Raw genomic sequence first — 16,591 nt, 5'->3', positions numbered from 1 at the left:
CATTCAGACTTTCCCGTTTCGTAAAAAAAGACTGGACGAATTCCAGATATTATGAGAAAATATAATCAAATGCGACAAGCCGGGATCCAAGCCACCCCGGCGCCGCTGATTAACTTAATTTGAAAGGAGTTTTATAATGATTTATTCACATGAAGTTGAAACAATGTGTCCGGTAGCTCAGGGCGTAAATCATGGCGCTGCTCCGATTCCGGAAGAAGCAAAGTGGGTACAGGCAAAAGAAATCAAAGACATTTCCGGCCTGACACACGGCGTAGGCTGGTGTGCTCCGCAGCAGGGCGCCTGCAAGCTGACCCTGAACATCAAGGAGGGAATCATCCAGGAGGCTCTGGTTGAGACTCTTGGCTGCTCCGGTATGACACATTCCGCAGCTATGGCTGCAGAGATTCTTCCCGGAAGAACACTTCTGGAGGCTTTGAATACCGACCTCGTATGTGATGCAATCAACACGGCTATGAGAGAGCTGTTCCTTCAGATCGTATACGGACGTTCTCAGTCCGCATTTTCTGAGGATGGTCTTCCCATCGGCGCAGGTCTGGAGGACCTTGGAAAGGGACTCAGAAGCCAGATCGGAACCATGTATGGAACTCTGAAAAAAGGACCTCGTTACCTGGAGATGGCAGAGGGCTATGTAACCGGTATTGCGCTGGATGAAGAGGATCAGATCATCGGCTACAAGTTTGTAAACCTTGGAAAGATGACAGACTTCATCAAGAAGGGCGACGACCCGAACACCGCATGGGAGAAGGCCCAGGGACAGTACGGACGTGTGGATGACGCTGTAAAGATCATCGACCCGAGACAGGAATAATCGAGGAGGTAAGAAAATGGCTTTATTTGAATCATATGAAAGAAGAATTGACAAAATCAATCAGGTTTTGAACAGCTATGGCATTGCTTCTCTCGAGGAAGCAGAGAAGATTACAAAGGATGCCGGACTGGATGTATACAATCAGGTAAAGGGCATTCAGCCGATTTGCTTTGAGAACGCATGCTGGGCTTACATCACAGGCGCTGCTATCGCCATCAAGAAGGGCTGCCGTAAGGCATCTGACGCAGCAGCAGCTATTGGAGAAGGCCTTCAGGCTTTCTGCATTCCGGGTTCTGTAGCAGACCAGCGTAAGGTAGGTCTGGGACATGGAAACCTTGGAAAGATGCTTCTGGAAGAGGATACCGAGTGCTTCTGCTTCCTGGCAGGCCATGAGTCCTTCGCAGCAGCAGAGGGCGCTATCGGTATCGCTACCAAGGCAAACAAGGTTCGTCAGAAACCGCTGCGCGTTATCCTGAACGGTCTTGGAAAGGACGCTGCTCAGATCATCGCACGTATCAACGGCTTTACATATGTAGAGACCCAGTATGATTATTACACCGGCGAGCTGAAGGAAGTATTCCGCAAAGCATACTCTGACGGCCCCCGTGCGAAGGTAAACTGCTACGGCGCAAACGACGTACGTGAAGGCGTTGCCATCATGTGGAGAGAGAATGTAGACGTTTCCATCACCGGAAACTCCACAAACCCGACCCGTTTCCAGCATCCGGTAGCAGGAACCTACAAGAAGGAGCGCATCGAGGCTGGCAAGAAGTACTTCTCCGTTGCTTCCGGCGGCGGTACAGGACGTACTCTGCATCCGGACAACATGGCAGCAGGACCGGCTTCCTACGGAATGACCGATACTCTGGGCCGTATGCACTCCGACGCTCAGTTCGCTGGATCTTCTTCCGTACCGGCTCACGTAGAGATGATGGGTCTCATCGGCGCAGGAAACAACCCGATGGTTGGTATGACTGTAGCTGTAGCTGTTTCCATTGAGGAAGCTGCGAAGGAAGGCAAGTTCTAAGGATATCCATTTGTTTATAAACTGATAATTTGAGAAAGCGCTGTGATCCAAAAGATTACGGCGCTTTCTTTATGTTGAAATGTGGTTATTGTTGAACGGAAGCAGTTTCGGTTGAAAAAATCATAATTGATTTCAAAGCTTGACGATTTATTTTTTCCTGCGTAACTTTAATAAAATATTTTTCTTTGAAGCAGTTTCCTGAAGCAAACGGGCTGCATGGAAAGCTTTTTCTTTTAATGTGAGATTCGAGGTATTCCCGTCTAATTCGGATATGATATTTTCTAAATCGTTCAACTCCAGCAGATTGACTGCGACACCAAACAGAGTTTTCTTTCGTCCATCATTATAAGTATCTATCAGATGATTTAACAGTGCTTTCTTTCGCTGCTGTTCCGCTGTATAAAGCTCAGCCCCTATTACCCTGAATTTTTTCATATCCTGTTTTTGGTGTTGGTGCGTGATAAAAGAATCAAAGTCATCTATGCCGTTATATTTTTCGCAGGGATAATTTTCACACTGGAAGCAATATTCTATATTTTTATGCTGTAAACTGCATTTTGCCAGGGAACAGAATTGATTTCCCTCCCCGCCACCGCAGCCGGGGCAGTATTGATTCAGGTTCATGGGGCATAAGCCACAATTCAATCCGCACAGGGAAAATAATAAATTGTCTCTTTTGAAATTTTTCATAGAAAATCCTCTTATCTTATAACATGCGTCAAAAAACGTTTTCTGGATATATCCTGGTGGAAACTCTGGAAGACCCTTGAGCCGGAGATATCAACAGCAGGGATGTCTGTATTTTAACATATGTCTGTAAATAAGAAAATATCTGGTGCTCAGAGGATATCACATATTCTCAAAAGCAGGCGGTCATAGTATAATAGAGCCAGCAAAACGGATTTTACGGAATTGAGTTAATTATAAACGGAACGAAATGCAGGTGCAGCGATTTTGAATAAGATAGTCACTGGTGACGAAAATTTTTTGAATGTATTTTTGATGAGAAAACAAGGCATATATGCGGGGACTGATATTTTCATTTTCAGGTAAATGACGGCAATTTAGCAAGTGCGGAGGTTGAAGATGAAAATATTAGTGTTTTGCGCAAAAGGCTTTGAAACTATGGAGTTCAGTGCGTTTATTGATGTATTTGGATGGGCGCGAAATGATTATGGGTATCCTGTACAGACAGAGACATGCGGGTAAAACAGAAAAGTGATCAGTACATTTGGTGTTCCGATTATTGTAGATAAGACACTGGATGAAATTAATGTTGAAGAATACGATGCGCTGGCCATTCCGGGAGGATTTGAAGAATTTGGATTTTATCAGGAAGCGTTTGATGAACGTGTGATGGCACTGATTCGGGAGTTTAACCGGCAGGAGAAAATTATTGCTTCTGTCTGTGTTGGAGCGCTGCCGCTGGGGAAAAGCGGTATATTGCAAGGAAGAAAGGCTACCACATATCATCTGAAAAATGCCTGCAGACAGAAACAATTAGCTGAATTTGGCGCAGTGGTGACAAACGAGAGGATAGTTGTCGACGGGAATATCATGACTTCCTATTGTCCGGAGACGGCGGCTGACGTTGCCTTTGAATTATTAAAGAGGCTCATTGGCTTTGATAAAATGGTAATCGTAAAGCACGCAATGGGGTATTAAAATTCTTATCAAATAGCGGAGAAGCATCTTCAGAATGCAGGTGTTGGGACGAAATCGCAGGAGGATTTAAAACTGCAGCAGGAGCAGAACAAACAGAAGCACAGGGGAAGGTAAGGCCTTCCCCCTCTCTTTTTTGTGCATGAAAAGAGAGGAAGCAGGGGAACGGAACCATTATAATAAACGGTGAAAAGGAGCAGAAAAATGGAATGGACCAACCGGATGAATCAGGTGATCAACTACATAGAAGAACACATTGCCGAAGAAATCGATTATAAGGAGCTTGCTGAAATCGCCTGCTGCTCTGTATATCATTTTCAGAGAATGTTCGCTTATATAGCGGGCGTTTCGCTTTCGGAGTACATACGCCGCAGACGGATGTCTCTGGCTGCTGTTGATTTGCAGAGCGGTGATGAAAAAATCATTGATATCGGTCTGAAATACGGCTATTCATCCCCGACGGCGTTTAACAGAGCTTTTCAGAGTGTTCATGGAATCGCTCCGTCTGCGGTGAAAAACGAGGGCGTGTCTGTGAAGTCCTTTCCGCCGATCTCCTTTAAATTTGAAGTTGAGGGAGGGAAAGAAATGAATTATCGCATTGAGACGAAAGAAACTTTCCGGATAGTCGGGAAATCCTGGCCGCTGAATAAGGAGATTGAACAGAATTTTCTGGAAGTGCCGCAGATGTGGCAGGAGGCAGTGGCGGACGGCACGATTGAAAAAATTATTTCACTGATGAACAGCCAGCCGCAGGGAGTTCTGGGGGTAAGTGCCTGCAGCGATAAGGAGCAGTGGCGGTATTATATAGCGGTTTCATCCTCTGCGGATATTGATGATTCACTGGAGGAATACATGATTCCGGAATGTATGTGGGCAATCTTTTCCGGGTCCGGTACGGGAAAATCGATTCAGGAGCTGGAGAGGCGTGTTGTAACGGAATGGCTCCCGACTTCCGGCTATGAATTTACAGAGGGGCCGGATGTGGAGGTTTACTTTCAGCCGAATCCCAGCGATACGCGATACGAGGTCTGGATTCCGGTCAGAAAAGTCTGAGGGATTTTAGAAGAAAATACAGCAGTCAAAGACCGGCAGCGCCAGGAGAGTTCCCTGGCCCTGCCGGTCTTTGCGGCTCTGCGGATTTGGCTCAAAAGAGATAGAGGCGGACGCCTTTTTTATTTCAGGTACTTCTGAAAAAACTCATCGATCTTCTCAAATGGAATGACATCCATCCGGTCGTACAGATCTGTATGGACTGCTCCGGGAATCAGCAGCAGCTCCTTATTATCTCCTTTCAGCGTCTGGAATACATCCTTGCTGAAATAGCAGGAATGAGCCTTTTCGCCGTGAACAAGAAGCACGGCGCTGCGGATCTCACCGCTGTACTGCAGAATCGGCTGATTCAGGAAGGAGATGCAGCCGGTGGTGTTCCAGCCCTCGTTGGAATTCAGGGAGCGTTTGTGGTAGCCGCGCTCTGTCTTGTAATAGTCATGATAATCCTTTACAAAGAAGGGCGCGTCTTCGGGCAGCGGGTCCACCACGCCGCCGGCCCGTTCGTAGCTTCCGTTCCGGTAATCGGCCGTTCTCTGGGCGTTCAGGGCTGCGCGTTTTTCATAGCGGGCTTCTTCGCTGTCTTCCGAATCAAAATAGCCTTTTGCATTGACACGGGCCATATCATACATGGTGACGGCGACGGTCGCTTTGATCCGGGTGTCAATGGCAGCGGTGTTGACGGCCATTCCGCCCCAGCCGCAGATACCGATGATGCCTATTCTTTCCGGATCTACGTTATCCTGCACAGACAGAAAATCGACGGCGGCCTGGAAGTCTTCGGTGTTGATATCCGGAGAGGCCATATACCGGGGCGTGCCTCCGCTCTCGCCTGTAAAAGAGGGGTCAAAGGCGATGGTCAGATAGCCTCTTTCTGCCATGGTCTGGGCATACAGTCCGGAGGACTGTTCCTTGACGGCGCCGAAGGGACCGCTGACGGCCAGAGCCGGGAGCTTTCCGGCGGCGTTTTTCGGCTCGTACAGGTCGGCTGCCAGGGTGATGCCGTACCGGTTGTGAAAGGTTACCTTGCGGTGATTTACTTTTTCGCTTTTGGGAAATACCTTGTCCCATTCTGCTGTCAGCTGTAATGTTTCTTCCATAAAAAAATCCTCCTGTAAAAAAATGTGTACCGTACCTGTCTGCAGGCCGGAAAAAGGGGTTATCCTGTTGAAAGATTCTGGATTGACATTTCTGTCTCTCCGTGTTATGGTCAGTATAAGACCTAAACCTGGCTTTAGGTCAAGATGATATTTTTGAACTTTTTGTGAACACGGCAGGAATGTACAAACGTCTGCGGCTGGCTGCGGCGGGCGACTGATTTTGTACAGGAGAGCCGGAGGAGGCGCATATGTATACGATAGGACAGATATCAGAAATGTTTCAGATCCCCGTTTCCACACTGCGGTATTATGACAAGGAGGGACTGTTTCCGGGACTGGAGCGGTCCGGGGGAATCCGGAAGTTTACGGAAAAGGAGATGGAAGCTCTCCGGGTCATTGAATGCCTGAAACGCTCAGGGCTGGAAATCCGCGAGATCAAGACGTTTATGGAATGGTGTTCGGAAGGAAGCAGCACCTATCCGAAAAGAAAAGAGCTGTTCATCCGGCAGGAAGAGGCAGTAAAAGAGGAGATGCACAGGCTGGAAAAGACGCTTGCCATGATCCGGTACAAGCGCTGGTATTACGAGCAGGCCATAGAGGACGGAGCGGAAGAGCGGGTGCGGCAGATGTCTCCGGAAGAGATGCCGGAGGAAATACGCGCCGCATATGAGCTTGCGTTTGAAAAAACGGGAAACGGGAAGGAAAAGAAAATACGCAGGGCAGGGTAAGAGATAAATTTCGTGCTCTCTGCCATGCTTGGAAAAATCTGCGGACAGAAATTTCGGGAAAGGTGAGGAAAGACATGAGCCTTTATGCAATCGGGGATCTGCATCTGGCTTTTTCCGTAGACAAGCCCATGGATCTTTTTGGACGGGTCTGGAAGAACCATGAAAAGAAAATTGAAAAATACTGGAACCGGCGGATTGCTTCCGGGGATACGGTGGTGATTACCGGCGATCATTCCTGGGGCAGGAATCTGAAAGAATGCGCGGCGGATCTGGAATTTATCATGGGGCTTCCGGGGCGTAAGATTCTGCTCCGGGGCAACCATGACATGTTCTGGGACGCGAAAAAGACGGAGCGGCTGAATGAGCGGTTTGCAGGCCGCCTGGAATTCCTGCAGAATAATTTCTATTCCTATGGAGAGTATGCGCTGGTGGGAACCAAGGGCTACTGCTACGAGGGATGGGACGCGCCGGATCATTTTGAAAAGATTATGACAAGAGAGCTTGCGCGGCTGAGGACTTCCTTTGAAGCGGCAAAGGCGGCAGGGTTCACACAGTATCTGATGTTTCTGCATTATCCGCCGACCAGCATCGGAGAGATGGAAAGCCCGTTTACCAGGATGGCACAGGAGTATGGGGCCTCGAAGGTCATCTATTCCCACTGTCACGGAAGAGAGCGGTTTGACGACAGCTTTAAGGGCGATGTGGACGGGATAGAGTATAAACTGGTATCGTCGGATTATCTGAAGTTCAGGCCGGAGCTGATCCTGCCGTAAAAAGAGGAGTATCCGGCGAAAAAACTCCGGGAAGCAGAACGTTGTTTGTCTGCTTTCCGGAGTTTTTGGGATCAGAGAATCTTACAGGCTGCTTTCATAACCGGCCATAAGACCGCCTTTCTCGGCATAGAAGCTGCAGAGAGCGGTTGTGTTTCCGATGGAGGCGTCGCAGTCTGGAAATTCCGTTTTTACAAGCTTAAGAAATTCCCGGGCGGCTGCTTCGTTCTGGCAGTGGACGATCCGCAGTTTTCCGCCCCGGTAGCCGTTCTTTTTCATTTCTTCAAGCATCATTTTCAGTGCCTTTGCGATGCCGCGGCTTTTGTGCAGAGGCTGCAGAGTGCCCTCGCTGCTGGCCTGGCCGACGATGCGGATTCCCAGAAGGCCGCAGGCTTTGGCGACCAGAGGAGATACCCGGCCGTTCTGTGCCATGTTGTTCAGGCTTTCCAGCGTGAAGATGAGATGGGTCTGCTTCATGTAAGCACGTATTTCTGTCTCTATCTGTTCAAAACTCAGCTCCGGGTCAGAAAGGATGAGTTCCCGCAGCTTTTCGGCGATCAGAACCATTTCCGGACCGGTGGAGAGACTGTCCAGACAGCAGACACGGCGTCCGGGATGTGCCTTTTCATAGCTGTCCTTTGCCTGAACGGCTGCGTTATGGCAGCCGGAGAGGGTTCCGGTTATGGTGACGGCAAACACGTATTCCGCATCTCCGAAAGCCTCCAGCCATTCATGGATGTTTGGGCAGGCTGTGCCGGAGCGGCCTTTGTAGGCGGAAAGGTATGTGAGCATTTCGTTCAGATCCAGGTTCGGATCATCTGTAAATTCCTTCTGATCCGTAATGATTTTTAAGGGAACGCTGGAAAAGCTGACCTGTTCCAGGTCAAAAATATTGGAAGAAGAATCCATGATAATCTTATATTTCATACGGGCACCTCGATTTCTTGATATCGCATTATCGGTTTTTAAAAAACTGATAATATAGTAATATGAATTGCATACAAAGTCAATAGATCGGGGAAAATTCCTGAAAACGGGAAGATTGCGCTGAAAAGAAAGAAATGTTATACTCATATCACATAGGCTGTCCGGCAGAGACAGCAGACGGGAGAATTGTTATGACAGAGGCATGCAGAGAGAAGATTAAGTCTGCGGTGGAGGGATTCCGGCTTCCGCGTTACCGGGAGATCCCGGCGGTGGGTCTGTATCTGGAGCAGACTGCAAAATATATTTCGGAATATCTGTCCGGACTTCAGGAAAACTGCATTACCATTTCCATGATTTCCAACTATGTAAAAAAACATCTGATTGCCAGTCCGGAGAAAAAACAGTACAGCCGGGAACAGATTGCGTATCTGTTCTTTATCGCGGTGACGAAAAATGTGCTGAGTCTGGACGATTTGAAATATTTTATCGGGCTTCAGAAGGCCACGTATCCCTCGGAGACAGCTTATGATTATTTCTGTGACGAGCTGGAAAACGTTCTGGCTTTTGTGTTCGGCCTGAAGGAGAGTCCGGAAGAGATAGGAGAGGATTCCAGCGATGAAAAGCGGATGCTCCGCAGTGTGATCATTGCGGTTTCCTATCAGATTTATCTGGATAAAAGTTTTTCCGTGATGCGCAGAGAAGCGGAAGGGGATGGTTCCGGAGCGCGGTAATGGACGGACTTTGAAAAAATGAAAATATGTCTTGTTTTTTTTTGAATGTCCTGTTATAGTAGTAAAGGCGTAAGGGGCATTAGCGCAGTTGGGAGCGCGCCACACTGGCAGTGTGGAGGTCACGGGTTCAAGTCCCGTATGCTCCAGGAGATATGACGGGAGGCCAGAGCGGATGCTCTGGCCTTTCTGGATCAGAAAATCATGCGGATACCCTGCGGTTTCCACCAGACTGCGCGGGCGCGGGGCGTCCGGCCTTATGGATAAATTTTATTGAATTGGGGCTTGCCAAAGAATTGCTGCGCTGTTATGATCAACTGATGGGATGCTGTATTCCCATCTGAGAATAGTTCTCAGAGAAAATGATACACAGGAGGCGTATGAAAATGCTTGAATTACAGGATATCTGTTATCAGGTCACCGAGGATTCTCAGGATATCGACATTCTGAGACATGTCAATTTAAAGATAGATGATGAATTTACGGTAATTACAGGCCCGAACGGGGGAGGAAAATCCACGATGGCCAAGATTATTACCGGTATTGTAAAGCCTACGTCAGGAAAGATTCTGCTGGACGGCGATGATATTACGGAGCTTTCCATCACGGAGAGAGCCAGAAAGGGAATCAGCTTTGCGTTTCAGCAGCCGGTCCGTTTCAAGGGACTGACTGTACTGGACCTTCTGAATCTGGCTCACGGTGAGAAGCTTTCTCTGGACGCGGCCTGCCAGTATATGTCGGAGGTGGGGCTCTGCGCGAGAGATTATATCAACCGTGAAGTGAACGCCTCCCTTTCCGGCGGCGAGCTGAAGCGCATCGAGATTGCCATGGTGCTGGCCCGGGGAACGAAGCTTTCTATTTTTGACGAACCGGAGGCCGGGATTGATCTCTGGAGCTTTAACAATCTGATTCGCGTATTTGAAGAGATGCGCAGGAAAATCGACGGCTCCATCGTAATCATTTCCCATCAGGAACGAATCCTGAACATAGCAGACCGTATCGTTGTGATCGCGGACGGAGAGGTGACAGAGCAGGGCACAAAGGATGAGGTGCTTCCGAAGCTTCTGACGTCTTCGGAGGCGTGCAGCACATTGATGGACAAGGTAGTGTAAGGCGGCTGTTCAGGATGCCTGAACCGACGCGGCATGAGAGAAAAGAGGATATAAGTATGGCTCAGAAAATGGATCAGTTACAGATGCACATGCTGGAGAAGGTGGCAGATCTCCACAGTGTTCCGGAAGGCGCATACAACATCCGTTCCAACGGATCGCTGGCCGGAAGAAATACAACTGCCAATATAGATATTGTAAGCAAGGAAGACAAGCCGGGAATCGACATTATTATCAAGCCGGGCACGAAAAACGAAAGCGTTCATATCCCGGTCATCGTAAGCCAGAGCGGCCTGAAGGATCTGGTTTACAACGATTTTTATATCGGAGAGGATGCGGATGTGACTATTGTGGCGGGCTGCGGTATTCACTGCGGCGGCGACGATACCACGGAGCATGACGGTATCCATACTTTCCATATCGGGAAAAACGCGAAAGTGAAATATGTGGAGAAACATTACGGGGAAGGAGAGGGTACCGGAGACCGGATTCTGAATCCGACCACCGTGATTTACATGGATACTGACAGCTATATGGAGATGGAGACCACGCAGATCAAGGGTGTGGATTCCACCATCCGTGACACAAAGGCAGAGCTGGGAGACGGTGCGACTCTGATCATCAAGGAAAAGATCATGACCCACGGACAGCAGTACGCGGAGACGAATTTCCAGGTAGATTTAAACGGCGTGGATTCCACAGCCAACGTGGTGTCCCGTTCTGTGGCAAAGGGAGCTTCCCGCCAGGTGTTCAATTCCAAAATCTGCGGAAACAACCAGTGCTACGGACATACGGAATGCGATGCGATTCTGATGGACGAGGGACACGTGGTCGCGGTTCCGTCTCTGGACGCCAATAACCTGGATGCCAGCCTGATTCACGAGGCTGCCATCGGAAAGATCGCCGGAGAGCAGCTGACCAAGCTGATGACTCTGGGACTGACGGAAAAAGAGGCGGAAGAGCAGATCGTAAGCGGTTTCCTGAAGTAGGAGACATTGACAAATACGGTCTCAGATGATAACATTAGGGACATGCACGGGCTTTCCAAAGCCCGGTCAAAGCAAGTAAAAGCGAAGGATGGAGAGAAAACAAATGGCATTACTGAAGCAGTGGCGCGATATGGCCTACGACGAAAAGGCAAATAAAGGAGATATACAGAGATTCTGGGCGAAATATTTTAACATAGAGAAAGAGATCTATGAGCAGCTTCTGGAGGACCCGGACACTGAGGTGAAGGGAACGGTAAAAGAGCTGGCCGAAAAATACGGACAGGACGTTATGACCATGACCGGTTTTCTGGATGGCATCAACGACAGCCTGGTGGAGCCGAACCCCATCGAGGAGATGGAGGAGGACACGGTTGTTTCTCTGAAATTTGATAAGGAAAAGCTTTACAAGAATATGGTGGACGCAAAGGCAGACTGGCTGTATGAGCTGCCCCAGTGGGACGCTATCTTTTCCAAGGAAAGACAGAAGGAGCTGTATCTGGAGCAGAAGAAATCCGGCACAATTGTAAAGGGACCGAAGATTGGCAGAAACGATCCCTGCCCCTGCGGAAGCGGAAAGAAATATAAAAAATGCTGCGGAAAAAATGCATGAGTAAACTGTTTCTGATTCTTGGCACACTTTTTACAGTCTATTATATCGGAATACTTTTATATGCCGGCGTACATGCGTCTTTTGCCTGGTTCTGGCTGGGACTGGGCGCTGTATGCTGGCTGGCTCTGGCCGTCTGCAGGGTGCCCGCCCTTCAGGCGGCCTTTCTGCGCATTCCGCCGGGAATCCGGACTGCGGCGGGAATCCTTCTGGCGCTTGGAATTGCCCTGTTTCTGGCCGCGGAGGGCTGTATCGTCAGCGGCATGGTGCAGAAAGAGAAAGCATCCTGCGATTACCTGATTGTGCTGGGAGCGCAGGTGAAGGGAACCCGGGTGAGCCGCGCTTTAAAGCAGCGTCTGGACCGGGCGGCGGAGTATCTGCGGGACAATCCCGGGACGCTCGTCATTGTGTCGGGCGGGCAGGGCTCGGGAGAGGACATTACGGAAGCGGAGGCCATGGAAGATTACCTGATTGAGGCAGGGATTGGGGCGGAACGGATTCGGAAGGAAGAAAAGTCCGTGAATACGGTACAGAATATCCGCTTCAGCCGGGCGATGATGGAAGGAGAATGTCCATCCATCGGAATTGTATCAAATGATTTCCACATTTTCCGGGCGGTACATATCGCGAAGGCCCAGGGAATAGATGCCTTTGGGATTCCGGCTCCCACGGAGATTTTCATGCGTCCCCATTATATGACCCGGGAAGCGTTCGCTCTGGTTAAGGATCTGCTGCTTGGAAATGCGGTGTTTTAAGAAGAGACAGAAAACCGGAATTCGGGAAGATATTTGAAAATCTGGAGAGAAACGATGAAGCTTGATCGAATGATAGGGATTCTGGCAGTGCTGCTGCAGAAAGAGAAGGTGACGGCTCCCTGGCTTGCGGAGAAGTTCGAGGTATCCCGGCGGACGATCAACCGGGATATTGAACGCCTCTGCATGGCAGGAATCCCGATCGTGACCACGCGCGGAGCGGGCGGCGGCATTTCCATCATGGAAGGCTATGCAATAGACCGGACGCTGCTCACTTCTTCGGACATGCAGGCGGTTCTGGCAGGGCTTCGGAGCCTGGACAGCGTGAGCGGGACGAACCGGTATGCGCAGCTTATGGAAAAGCTGCTTCCGGGCGCTTCGGATCTTCTGGCAGGCGATCCGCATATTCTGATTGATCTGTCCTCCTGGTACCGGGCGGCGCTTGCGCCCAAAATTGAGCTGCTCCATGGAGCGATAGAAAGCAGCCGGCTGGTGTCCTTTTCCTATCATGCGCCTTCCGGAGAATCCCGCCGGACTGTGGAGCCGTATGATTTGATTTTCCAGTGGGCCGGCTGGTATCTGTGGGGCTGGTGCCGGACGAGAGAAGATTTCCGGCTGTTCAAGCTGAACCGGATGACAGAACTGGAGCTTTCCGGTTCTTTTGAAAAACGGCCGGCTCCGCTGCCGGATCTGTCGCAGGAAAAGGTGTTTCCCCATGTCTTTCAGGTAAGAGCGAGAATTGAACCGGAGTATAAATGGCGGCTTATCGAAGAATATGGAGCAGACAGCTTTTCCATTCAGGCGGATGGCTCGCTGCTGTTTTCATTTGGTTTTACGGATAAGACCAGTGTTATCGGTTGGATCGCCTCCTTCGGCGGCGGGGCAGAGCTGCTGGAACCCGCGGAGTTCCGGTCAGAGCTTGCCCGGTTCGGAGAAAAAATCCGGGAAAAGCATCTGGATACATGACATACGGTTGTCGTATTTCCTTTGGTACAATAACTATAAAAAGGAGATAAGACAATGGTATATGAAATTGTTACATTGGAAGAAAAGATGATAACAGGAATTTCGGTTCGTACAAATAACAGTGATCCGAATATGGGAGCAATGATTGGAGAGCTGTGGAACAGGTTTTACAGCAATGGTATCGTGGAGACTCTGAAAGAAAAGAAAGCTCCGGTTTTCGGCGTTTATACGGAATATGAGAGTGATGAAAAAGGAGATTATACGGTGATTGCCGGTTGCGAAACGGAGAAGATTTCAGAGAAAGAGAGGGTCTCACCCGAGTATAAATGTTGCAGGATTCCGGCGGGATGCTATGCTAAATTTACGGTTGAAGGAAATGGCGAAGAAGTAGCGGCTGCGTGGCGCGAGATCTGGCAGATGAATTTGTCACGGACTTTTGAAAGTGACTTTGAAGAGTATCAGGAAGACAGGGAAAAAGGGTTACGGATTCAAATATATGTAGGTCTGAGAAATGGGGAATAAATATGGCGTCCAGTAGGGAATTTGTAGAGTATGTGACGGAACAGCTTCGGGATGTGGGGCCGGTCACGTACCGGAAAATGTTCGGAGAATATGGGCTGTTCTGCGGAAGAAAATTTTTTGGCGTTGTCAGTGATGATACGCTGTTTTTCAAGATTACGGAGGCAGGGCGGAAAGTCTGTCCCGGGCTTCCGGAGGAACCGCCCTATGAGGGAGCCAGAAACTATCTTCTGGTGGAAGAGGTGGATGACAGAGAGGTCCTGACACAGCTTGCTGCTGCGACCTGTGAGGAACTGCCGGAGCCGAAGGAAAAAAGAAAGCGCAGCCGGAAGCAGAGGGGGAAAGAAGATGGCATTTGACTATAAGAAGGAATATAAGGAGTTCTATCTGCCGAAGAAGAAGCCGGGACTGGTCACGGTGCCTTCCATGAATTTTGTGGCAGTACGCGGCAAAGGAGATCCCAATGAGGAAGGCGGGGATTACAAGGAAGCCATGGGGCTTCTGTATGGGCTGGCATTTACGATCAAGATGAGCAAGCTTGGCTCTTATCAGATAGAAGGCTATTTTGATTATGTGGTGCCTCCGCTGGAAGGTCTCTGGTGGCAGGAAGGAACGGCGGGCATTGACTACAGCCGCAAGGATTTGTTCCAGTGGGTATCCATGATCCGCCTGCCTGACTTTGTGACAGAAGCCGACTTTGAATGGGCGCGCAGGGAAGCAGAGCAGAAAAAGAAGCAGGATTTTTCCCGGGCAGAGTTCCTGACCTGGGAGGAAGGGCTGTGCGTTCAGTGTATGCACATCGGGCCTTATGATGAGGAACCGGCGACTCTTGAGGTCATACACCGGTTTATGGAGGAAAATGGACTGATGCCTGATTTTTCAGAAACCAGGCGGCATCACGAGATTTATCTGAGCGATGCGAGAAGATGCAGTCCGGAGAAGCTGAAGACGGTGATCCGGGTGCCGGTGAAGAATACGGGAACATTGGTATTCCCACAGGAATAGACGGTTCAGATACAGAAGCAGCAGGCGGCGGTTCACTCGGAACCGCCGCCTGTCGTAGATATGGCGCATTGCGACGAGAAAAGGACAGCAGCGCGGCAGTGACTGCGGTGCGTCCGCGATACGGCTTCCGCATCAGTCTATTTTTGCCACCCTGTATTCTCCGCAGCTTTCCACAGCTTTTTTGAGAACATCGTCGGGCACGTTTTGTTCCAGAAAGACTTCTGTAAATTCCTCTTTGAAAACCACGTCTGTCATGTGTCCGACTGCTGTCAGAGCGGTCTTGATTTTGTCCCGGCATTTGTCGCAGCCGATTCCCTCGATATACAGAACTTTATAGTCCAGACGCTGGATTTTGAATATGACGGGGCGTGTTCCGTCTGAGCAGCAGGTGATCATGACGCGCTCGTCGTTCATCCAGTTACGCATGATGGAACCGCCCTGAAGCCCGGTGTAGATATATCTTGCTATAGCGTCCCAGGCTTCGGAGCAGTGCGGAAGGGCAGGGCCGCCTGCGATGCCTGACCGGCTTTCCGGGGAAAGGCTGGTCTGACGCAGGGTGTTCAGCCCCATATGCCAGAAATCGTCGGCGTTCCCGTAGCGTTCAAAGAGAAATTCGTCTCCCACGTTGTAGCAGGGACAGGCTCCCGCTTCCGGGTCTGCGCAGTACCGGGCCTGAAGCTCCGGGTACAGTTTTTTGTCGATGACGGTGACTTTTACTTTGTGCTGCATACTGAATAATCCTCTCTTTCTTTTGGATGTCCGCCGCGGGCGGCGGGGCGTTGTGAGTTTATAAAAGAACGCGGCAGCAGCGGCTGAAAGCGCTGGTGAAAACACGGATTGAAAAAACGGCTTTCAGACGGTACAATAAAAATATGGATGCAGAGAATGAGGTGATATCATGCTGACGCCGCGTTACTTTTTTGCCGGGGATTTCCGGCGGTTTTATGAGTATTTTCTGTCCCGGCCCCACAGGAAAAGAAACTTTCACAAAGGAGAATATCTCTGGGAGCCGGGCAGCCCTTATGGAAATCTCTATTACATTGTCTCCGGCACTGCGGTCCACGGCGCGGAGCACGAAAGCGGACACCGGAAGATTATCAGCTTTCATGGACCGGGCACGGTGTTTCCGGGCTATCATCAGGCGGACTATAAAATAGAGCTTTCTCTGAGCATGGCCGCTCTGTCAGAGTTGGAAACTCTGGAGTTTTCCAGAGAGCAGTTTCGGGCCATGTTCGAGTCCAATAAAGAGCTGAGCGGGCAGGTGGTGAACTGGTATTCCATGTACGTGAACCGGCTTCTTTTTGAGACGGTTCATCAGGAATACAATACTTCTCTTGTGAAGATCTGCAATCTGCTCTACCTTCTGACTGCCGGACAGCCTGCCGGGGCGGGGCTGGAAGTGGAGACGACGCAGGGAGAGCTGGCGGAGCTTCTGGGACTGAGCCGCGTGCAGTTCACGCGCGGACTTTCAGAGCTTCGAAGCAGAAAGACTGTCTCCACCAGCCGGGGCAGAATCCAGGTCACCGATCTGGCCGCGCTGGCTGAATTATGTACTTCAGAGGTCCTGTAACACGGGCCTTGTCTCTGGCTGCCCGGGTGTCTGCCTGCTGGTATTCTATCCCGTCTGTCTGCCTGCTGTCAGCTTCAAATGATACATAAGGCGCAAGTTTTGAATTCCTTTTTTTATGTCTCGTTCTGCACTCTTTTGAAAATAAATTTTCTAAAATACTTCAAAAAGAAATTTTTCTTACATTTAACAAAACCCCTGTCGATAACTTTACATAAGGAGTCTATGATAATTTTTGTCAATAAGATACGGCTTCGGA

General features: G+C 49.7%; 20 protein-coding genes and 1 tRNA gene. 17 read left to right on the top strand and 4 right to left on the bottom strand.

Annotated elements, in window-relative coordinates; translation table 11 throughout:
- Positions 1 to 136: 136 nt before the first annotated feature.
- Both B5E82_RS06860 and B5E82_RS06855 read left to right on the top strand, forming a co-directional pair.
- Positions 137 to 829 (top strand): iron-sulfur cluster assembly scaffold protein, encoded by a 693-nt coding sequence (locus B5E82_RS06860; RefSeq protein ID WP_087306822.1) that lies wholly within the window; start codon positions 137 to 139, stop codon positions 827 to 829.
- A 16-nt stretch (positions 830 to 845) separates the two neighbouring features.
- The gene (locus B5E82_RS06855) at positions 846 to 1,856 is read left to right on the top strand and encodes a GGGtGRT protein (RefSeq protein ID WP_087306821.1); all 1,011 of its coding nucleotides are present in this window, start codon (positions 846 to 848) and stop codon (positions 1,854 to 1,856) included.
- Between the two features lie 147 nt (positions 1,857 to 2,003).
- On the opposite strand, the gene B5E82_RS06850 is transcribed toward B5E82_RS06855, so the two are convergent.
- Positions 2,004 to 2,546, bottom strand: a complete 543-nt coding sequence (locus B5E82_RS06850; RefSeq protein WP_087306820.1) for a DUF3795 domain-containing protein — start codon at positions 2,544 to 2,546, stop codon at positions 2,004 to 2,006.
- A gap of 528 nt (positions 2,547 to 3,074) precedes the next feature.
- On the opposite strand from B5E82_RS06850, the gene B5E82_RS06845 reads away from it, so the two are divergent.
- Positions 3,075 to 3,521 (top strand): DJ-1/PfpI family protein, encoded by a 447-nt coding sequence (locus tag B5E82_RS06845; RefSeq protein ID WP_330398294.1) that lies wholly within the window; start codon positions 3,075 to 3,077, stop codon positions 3,519 to 3,521.
- Between the two features lie 201 nt (positions 3,522 to 3,722).
- On the top strand, positions 3,723 to 4,571 hold the full coding sequence (locus B5E82_RS06840) for an AraC family transcriptional regulator (protein ID WP_087306819.1): 849 nt from the start codon (positions 3,723 to 3,725) through the stop codon (positions 4,569 to 4,571).
- Between the two features lie 119 nt (positions 4,572 to 4,690).
- Here the strand turns inward: B5E82_RS06840 and B5E82_RS06835 are convergent, their stop codons facing one another.
- Positions 4,691 to 5,665: an alpha/beta hydrolase gene (locus B5E82_RS06835; RefSeq protein WP_087306818.1), complete on the bottom strand. Its 975-nt coding sequence runs from the start codon at positions 5,663 to 5,665 to the stop codon at positions 4,691 to 4,693.
- Positions 5,666 to 5,913: 248 nt separating this feature from the next.
- Here B5E82_RS06835 and B5E82_RS06830 point away from each other — a divergent pair, with 248 nt between their 5' ends.
- Together B5E82_RS06830 and B5E82_RS06825 are read left to right on the top strand one after the other, a co-directional pair.
- Positions 5,914 to 6,393, top strand: a complete 480-nt coding sequence (locus B5E82_RS06830; protein ID WP_087306817.1) for a MerR family transcriptional regulator — start codon at positions 5,914 to 5,916, stop codon at positions 6,391 to 6,393.
- 74 nt (positions 6,394 to 6,467) lie between these two features.
- Positions 6,468 to 7,166 (top strand): metallophosphoesterase, encoded by a 699-nt coding sequence (locus B5E82_RS06825; RefSeq protein WP_087306816.1) that lies wholly within the window; start codon positions 6,468 to 6,470, stop codon positions 7,164 to 7,166.
- Between the two features lie 81 nt (positions 7,167 to 7,247).
- On the opposite strand, the gene B5E82_RS06820 is transcribed toward B5E82_RS06825, so the two are convergent.
- Positions 7,248 to 8,090 (bottom strand): DegV family protein, encoded by an 843-nt coding sequence (locus B5E82_RS06820; RefSeq protein WP_162610729.1) that lies wholly within the window; start codon positions 8,088 to 8,090, stop codon positions 7,248 to 7,250.
- Between the two features lie 191 nt (positions 8,091 to 8,281).
- On the opposite strand from B5E82_RS06820, the gene B5E82_RS06815 reads away from it, so the two are divergent.
- From B5E82_RS06815 to B5E82_RS06765, 10 genes are all read left to right on the top strand, one after another.
- The gene (locus B5E82_RS06815) at positions 8,282 to 8,821 is read left to right on the top strand and encodes a DUF1836 domain-containing protein (protein ID WP_087306814.1); all 540 of its coding nucleotides are present in this window, start codon (positions 8,282 to 8,284) and stop codon (positions 8,819 to 8,821) included.
- A 73-nt stretch (positions 8,822 to 8,894) separates the two neighbouring features.
- Positions 8,895 to 8,967 (top strand) — tRNA-Ala (locus B5E82_RS06810).
- A gap of 237 nt (positions 8,968 to 9,204) precedes the next feature.
- Complete coding sequence (locus tag B5E82_RS06800) at positions 9,205 to 9,930, top strand: ABC transporter ATP-binding protein (protein WP_087306812.1); 726 nt, start codon at positions 9,205 to 9,207, stop codon at positions 9,928 to 9,930.
- A gap of 56 nt (positions 9,931 to 9,986) precedes the next feature.
- A complete protein-coding gene (locus B5E82_RS06795) occupies positions 9,987 to 10,916 on the top strand; it encodes a SufD family Fe-S cluster assembly protein (RefSeq protein ID WP_330398293.1) in 930 nt (309 codons plus the stop codon).
- 103 nt (positions 10,917 to 11,019) lie between these two features.
- Positions 11,020 to 11,526: an SEC-C metal-binding domain-containing protein gene (locus tag B5E82_RS06790; RefSeq protein WP_087306811.1), complete on the top strand. Its 507-nt coding sequence runs from the start codon at positions 11,020 to 11,022 to the stop codon at positions 11,524 to 11,526.
- On the top strand, positions 11,523 to 12,278 hold the full coding sequence (locus B5E82_RS06785; RefSeq protein WP_162610728.1) for a YdcF family protein: 756 nt from the start codon (positions 11,523 to 11,525) through the stop codon (positions 12,276 to 12,278). The genes B5E82_RS06790 and B5E82_RS06785 overlap by 4 nt, the downstream gene beginning before the upstream one ends.
- A 54-nt stretch (positions 12,279 to 12,332) precedes the next feature.
- A complete protein-coding gene (locus tag B5E82_RS06780; RefSeq protein ID WP_087306809.1) occupies positions 12,333 to 13,241 on the top strand; it encodes a helix-turn-helix transcriptional regulator in 909 nt (302 codons plus the stop codon).
- 54 nt (positions 13,242 to 13,295) lie between these two features.
- Entirely contained in the window at positions 13,296 to 13,763 is a 468-nt protein-coding gene (locus tag B5E82_RS06775) for a GyrI-like domain-containing protein (RefSeq protein WP_087306808.1), read from the top strand.
- A gap of 2 nt (positions 13,764 to 13,765) precedes the next feature.
- Positions 13,766 to 14,119 (top strand): TfoX/Sxy family protein, encoded by a 354-nt coding sequence (locus tag B5E82_RS06770; protein WP_087306807.1) that lies wholly within the window; start codon positions 13,766 to 13,768, stop codon positions 14,117 to 14,119.
- Positions 14,109 to 14,765 carry a GyrI-like domain-containing protein gene (locus B5E82_RS06765; protein WP_087306806.1) on the top strand — a complete coding sequence of 219 codons (657 nt, stop codon included), beginning with the start codon at positions 14,109 to 14,111 and terminating at the stop codon, positions 14,763 to 14,765. Before B5E82_RS06770 ends, B5E82_RS06765 begins: the two co-directional genes overlap by 11 nt.
- Before the next feature lie 132 nt (positions 14,766 to 14,897).
- Here B5E82_RS06765 and B5E82_RS06760 read toward each other — a convergent pair whose 3' ends face one another.
- Complete coding sequence (locus B5E82_RS06760) at positions 14,898 to 15,494, bottom strand: TIGR04076 family protein (RefSeq protein ID WP_087306805.1); 597 nt, start codon at positions 15,492 to 15,494, stop codon at positions 14,898 to 14,900.
- A gap of 169 nt (positions 15,495 to 15,663) precedes the next feature.
- On the opposite strand from B5E82_RS06760, the gene B5E82_RS06755 reads away from it, so the two are divergent.
- Positions 15,664 to 16,335 carry a Crp/Fnr family transcriptional regulator gene (locus B5E82_RS06755; RefSeq protein ID WP_087306804.1) on the top strand — a complete coding sequence of 224 codons (672 nt, stop codon included), beginning with the start codon at positions 15,664 to 15,666 and terminating at the stop codon, positions 16,333 to 16,335.
- Positions 16,336 to 16,591 lie beyond the last annotated feature (256 nt).

The organism is Lachnoclostridium sp. An138 (assembly GCF_002160765.1).
GTDB classification, from domain to species: Bacteria; Bacillota; Clostridia; order Lachnospirales; family Lachnospiraceae; genus Laedolimicola; species Laedolimicola faecalis.
This window is presented reverse-complemented; position numbering and strand designations above follow the sequence as displayed.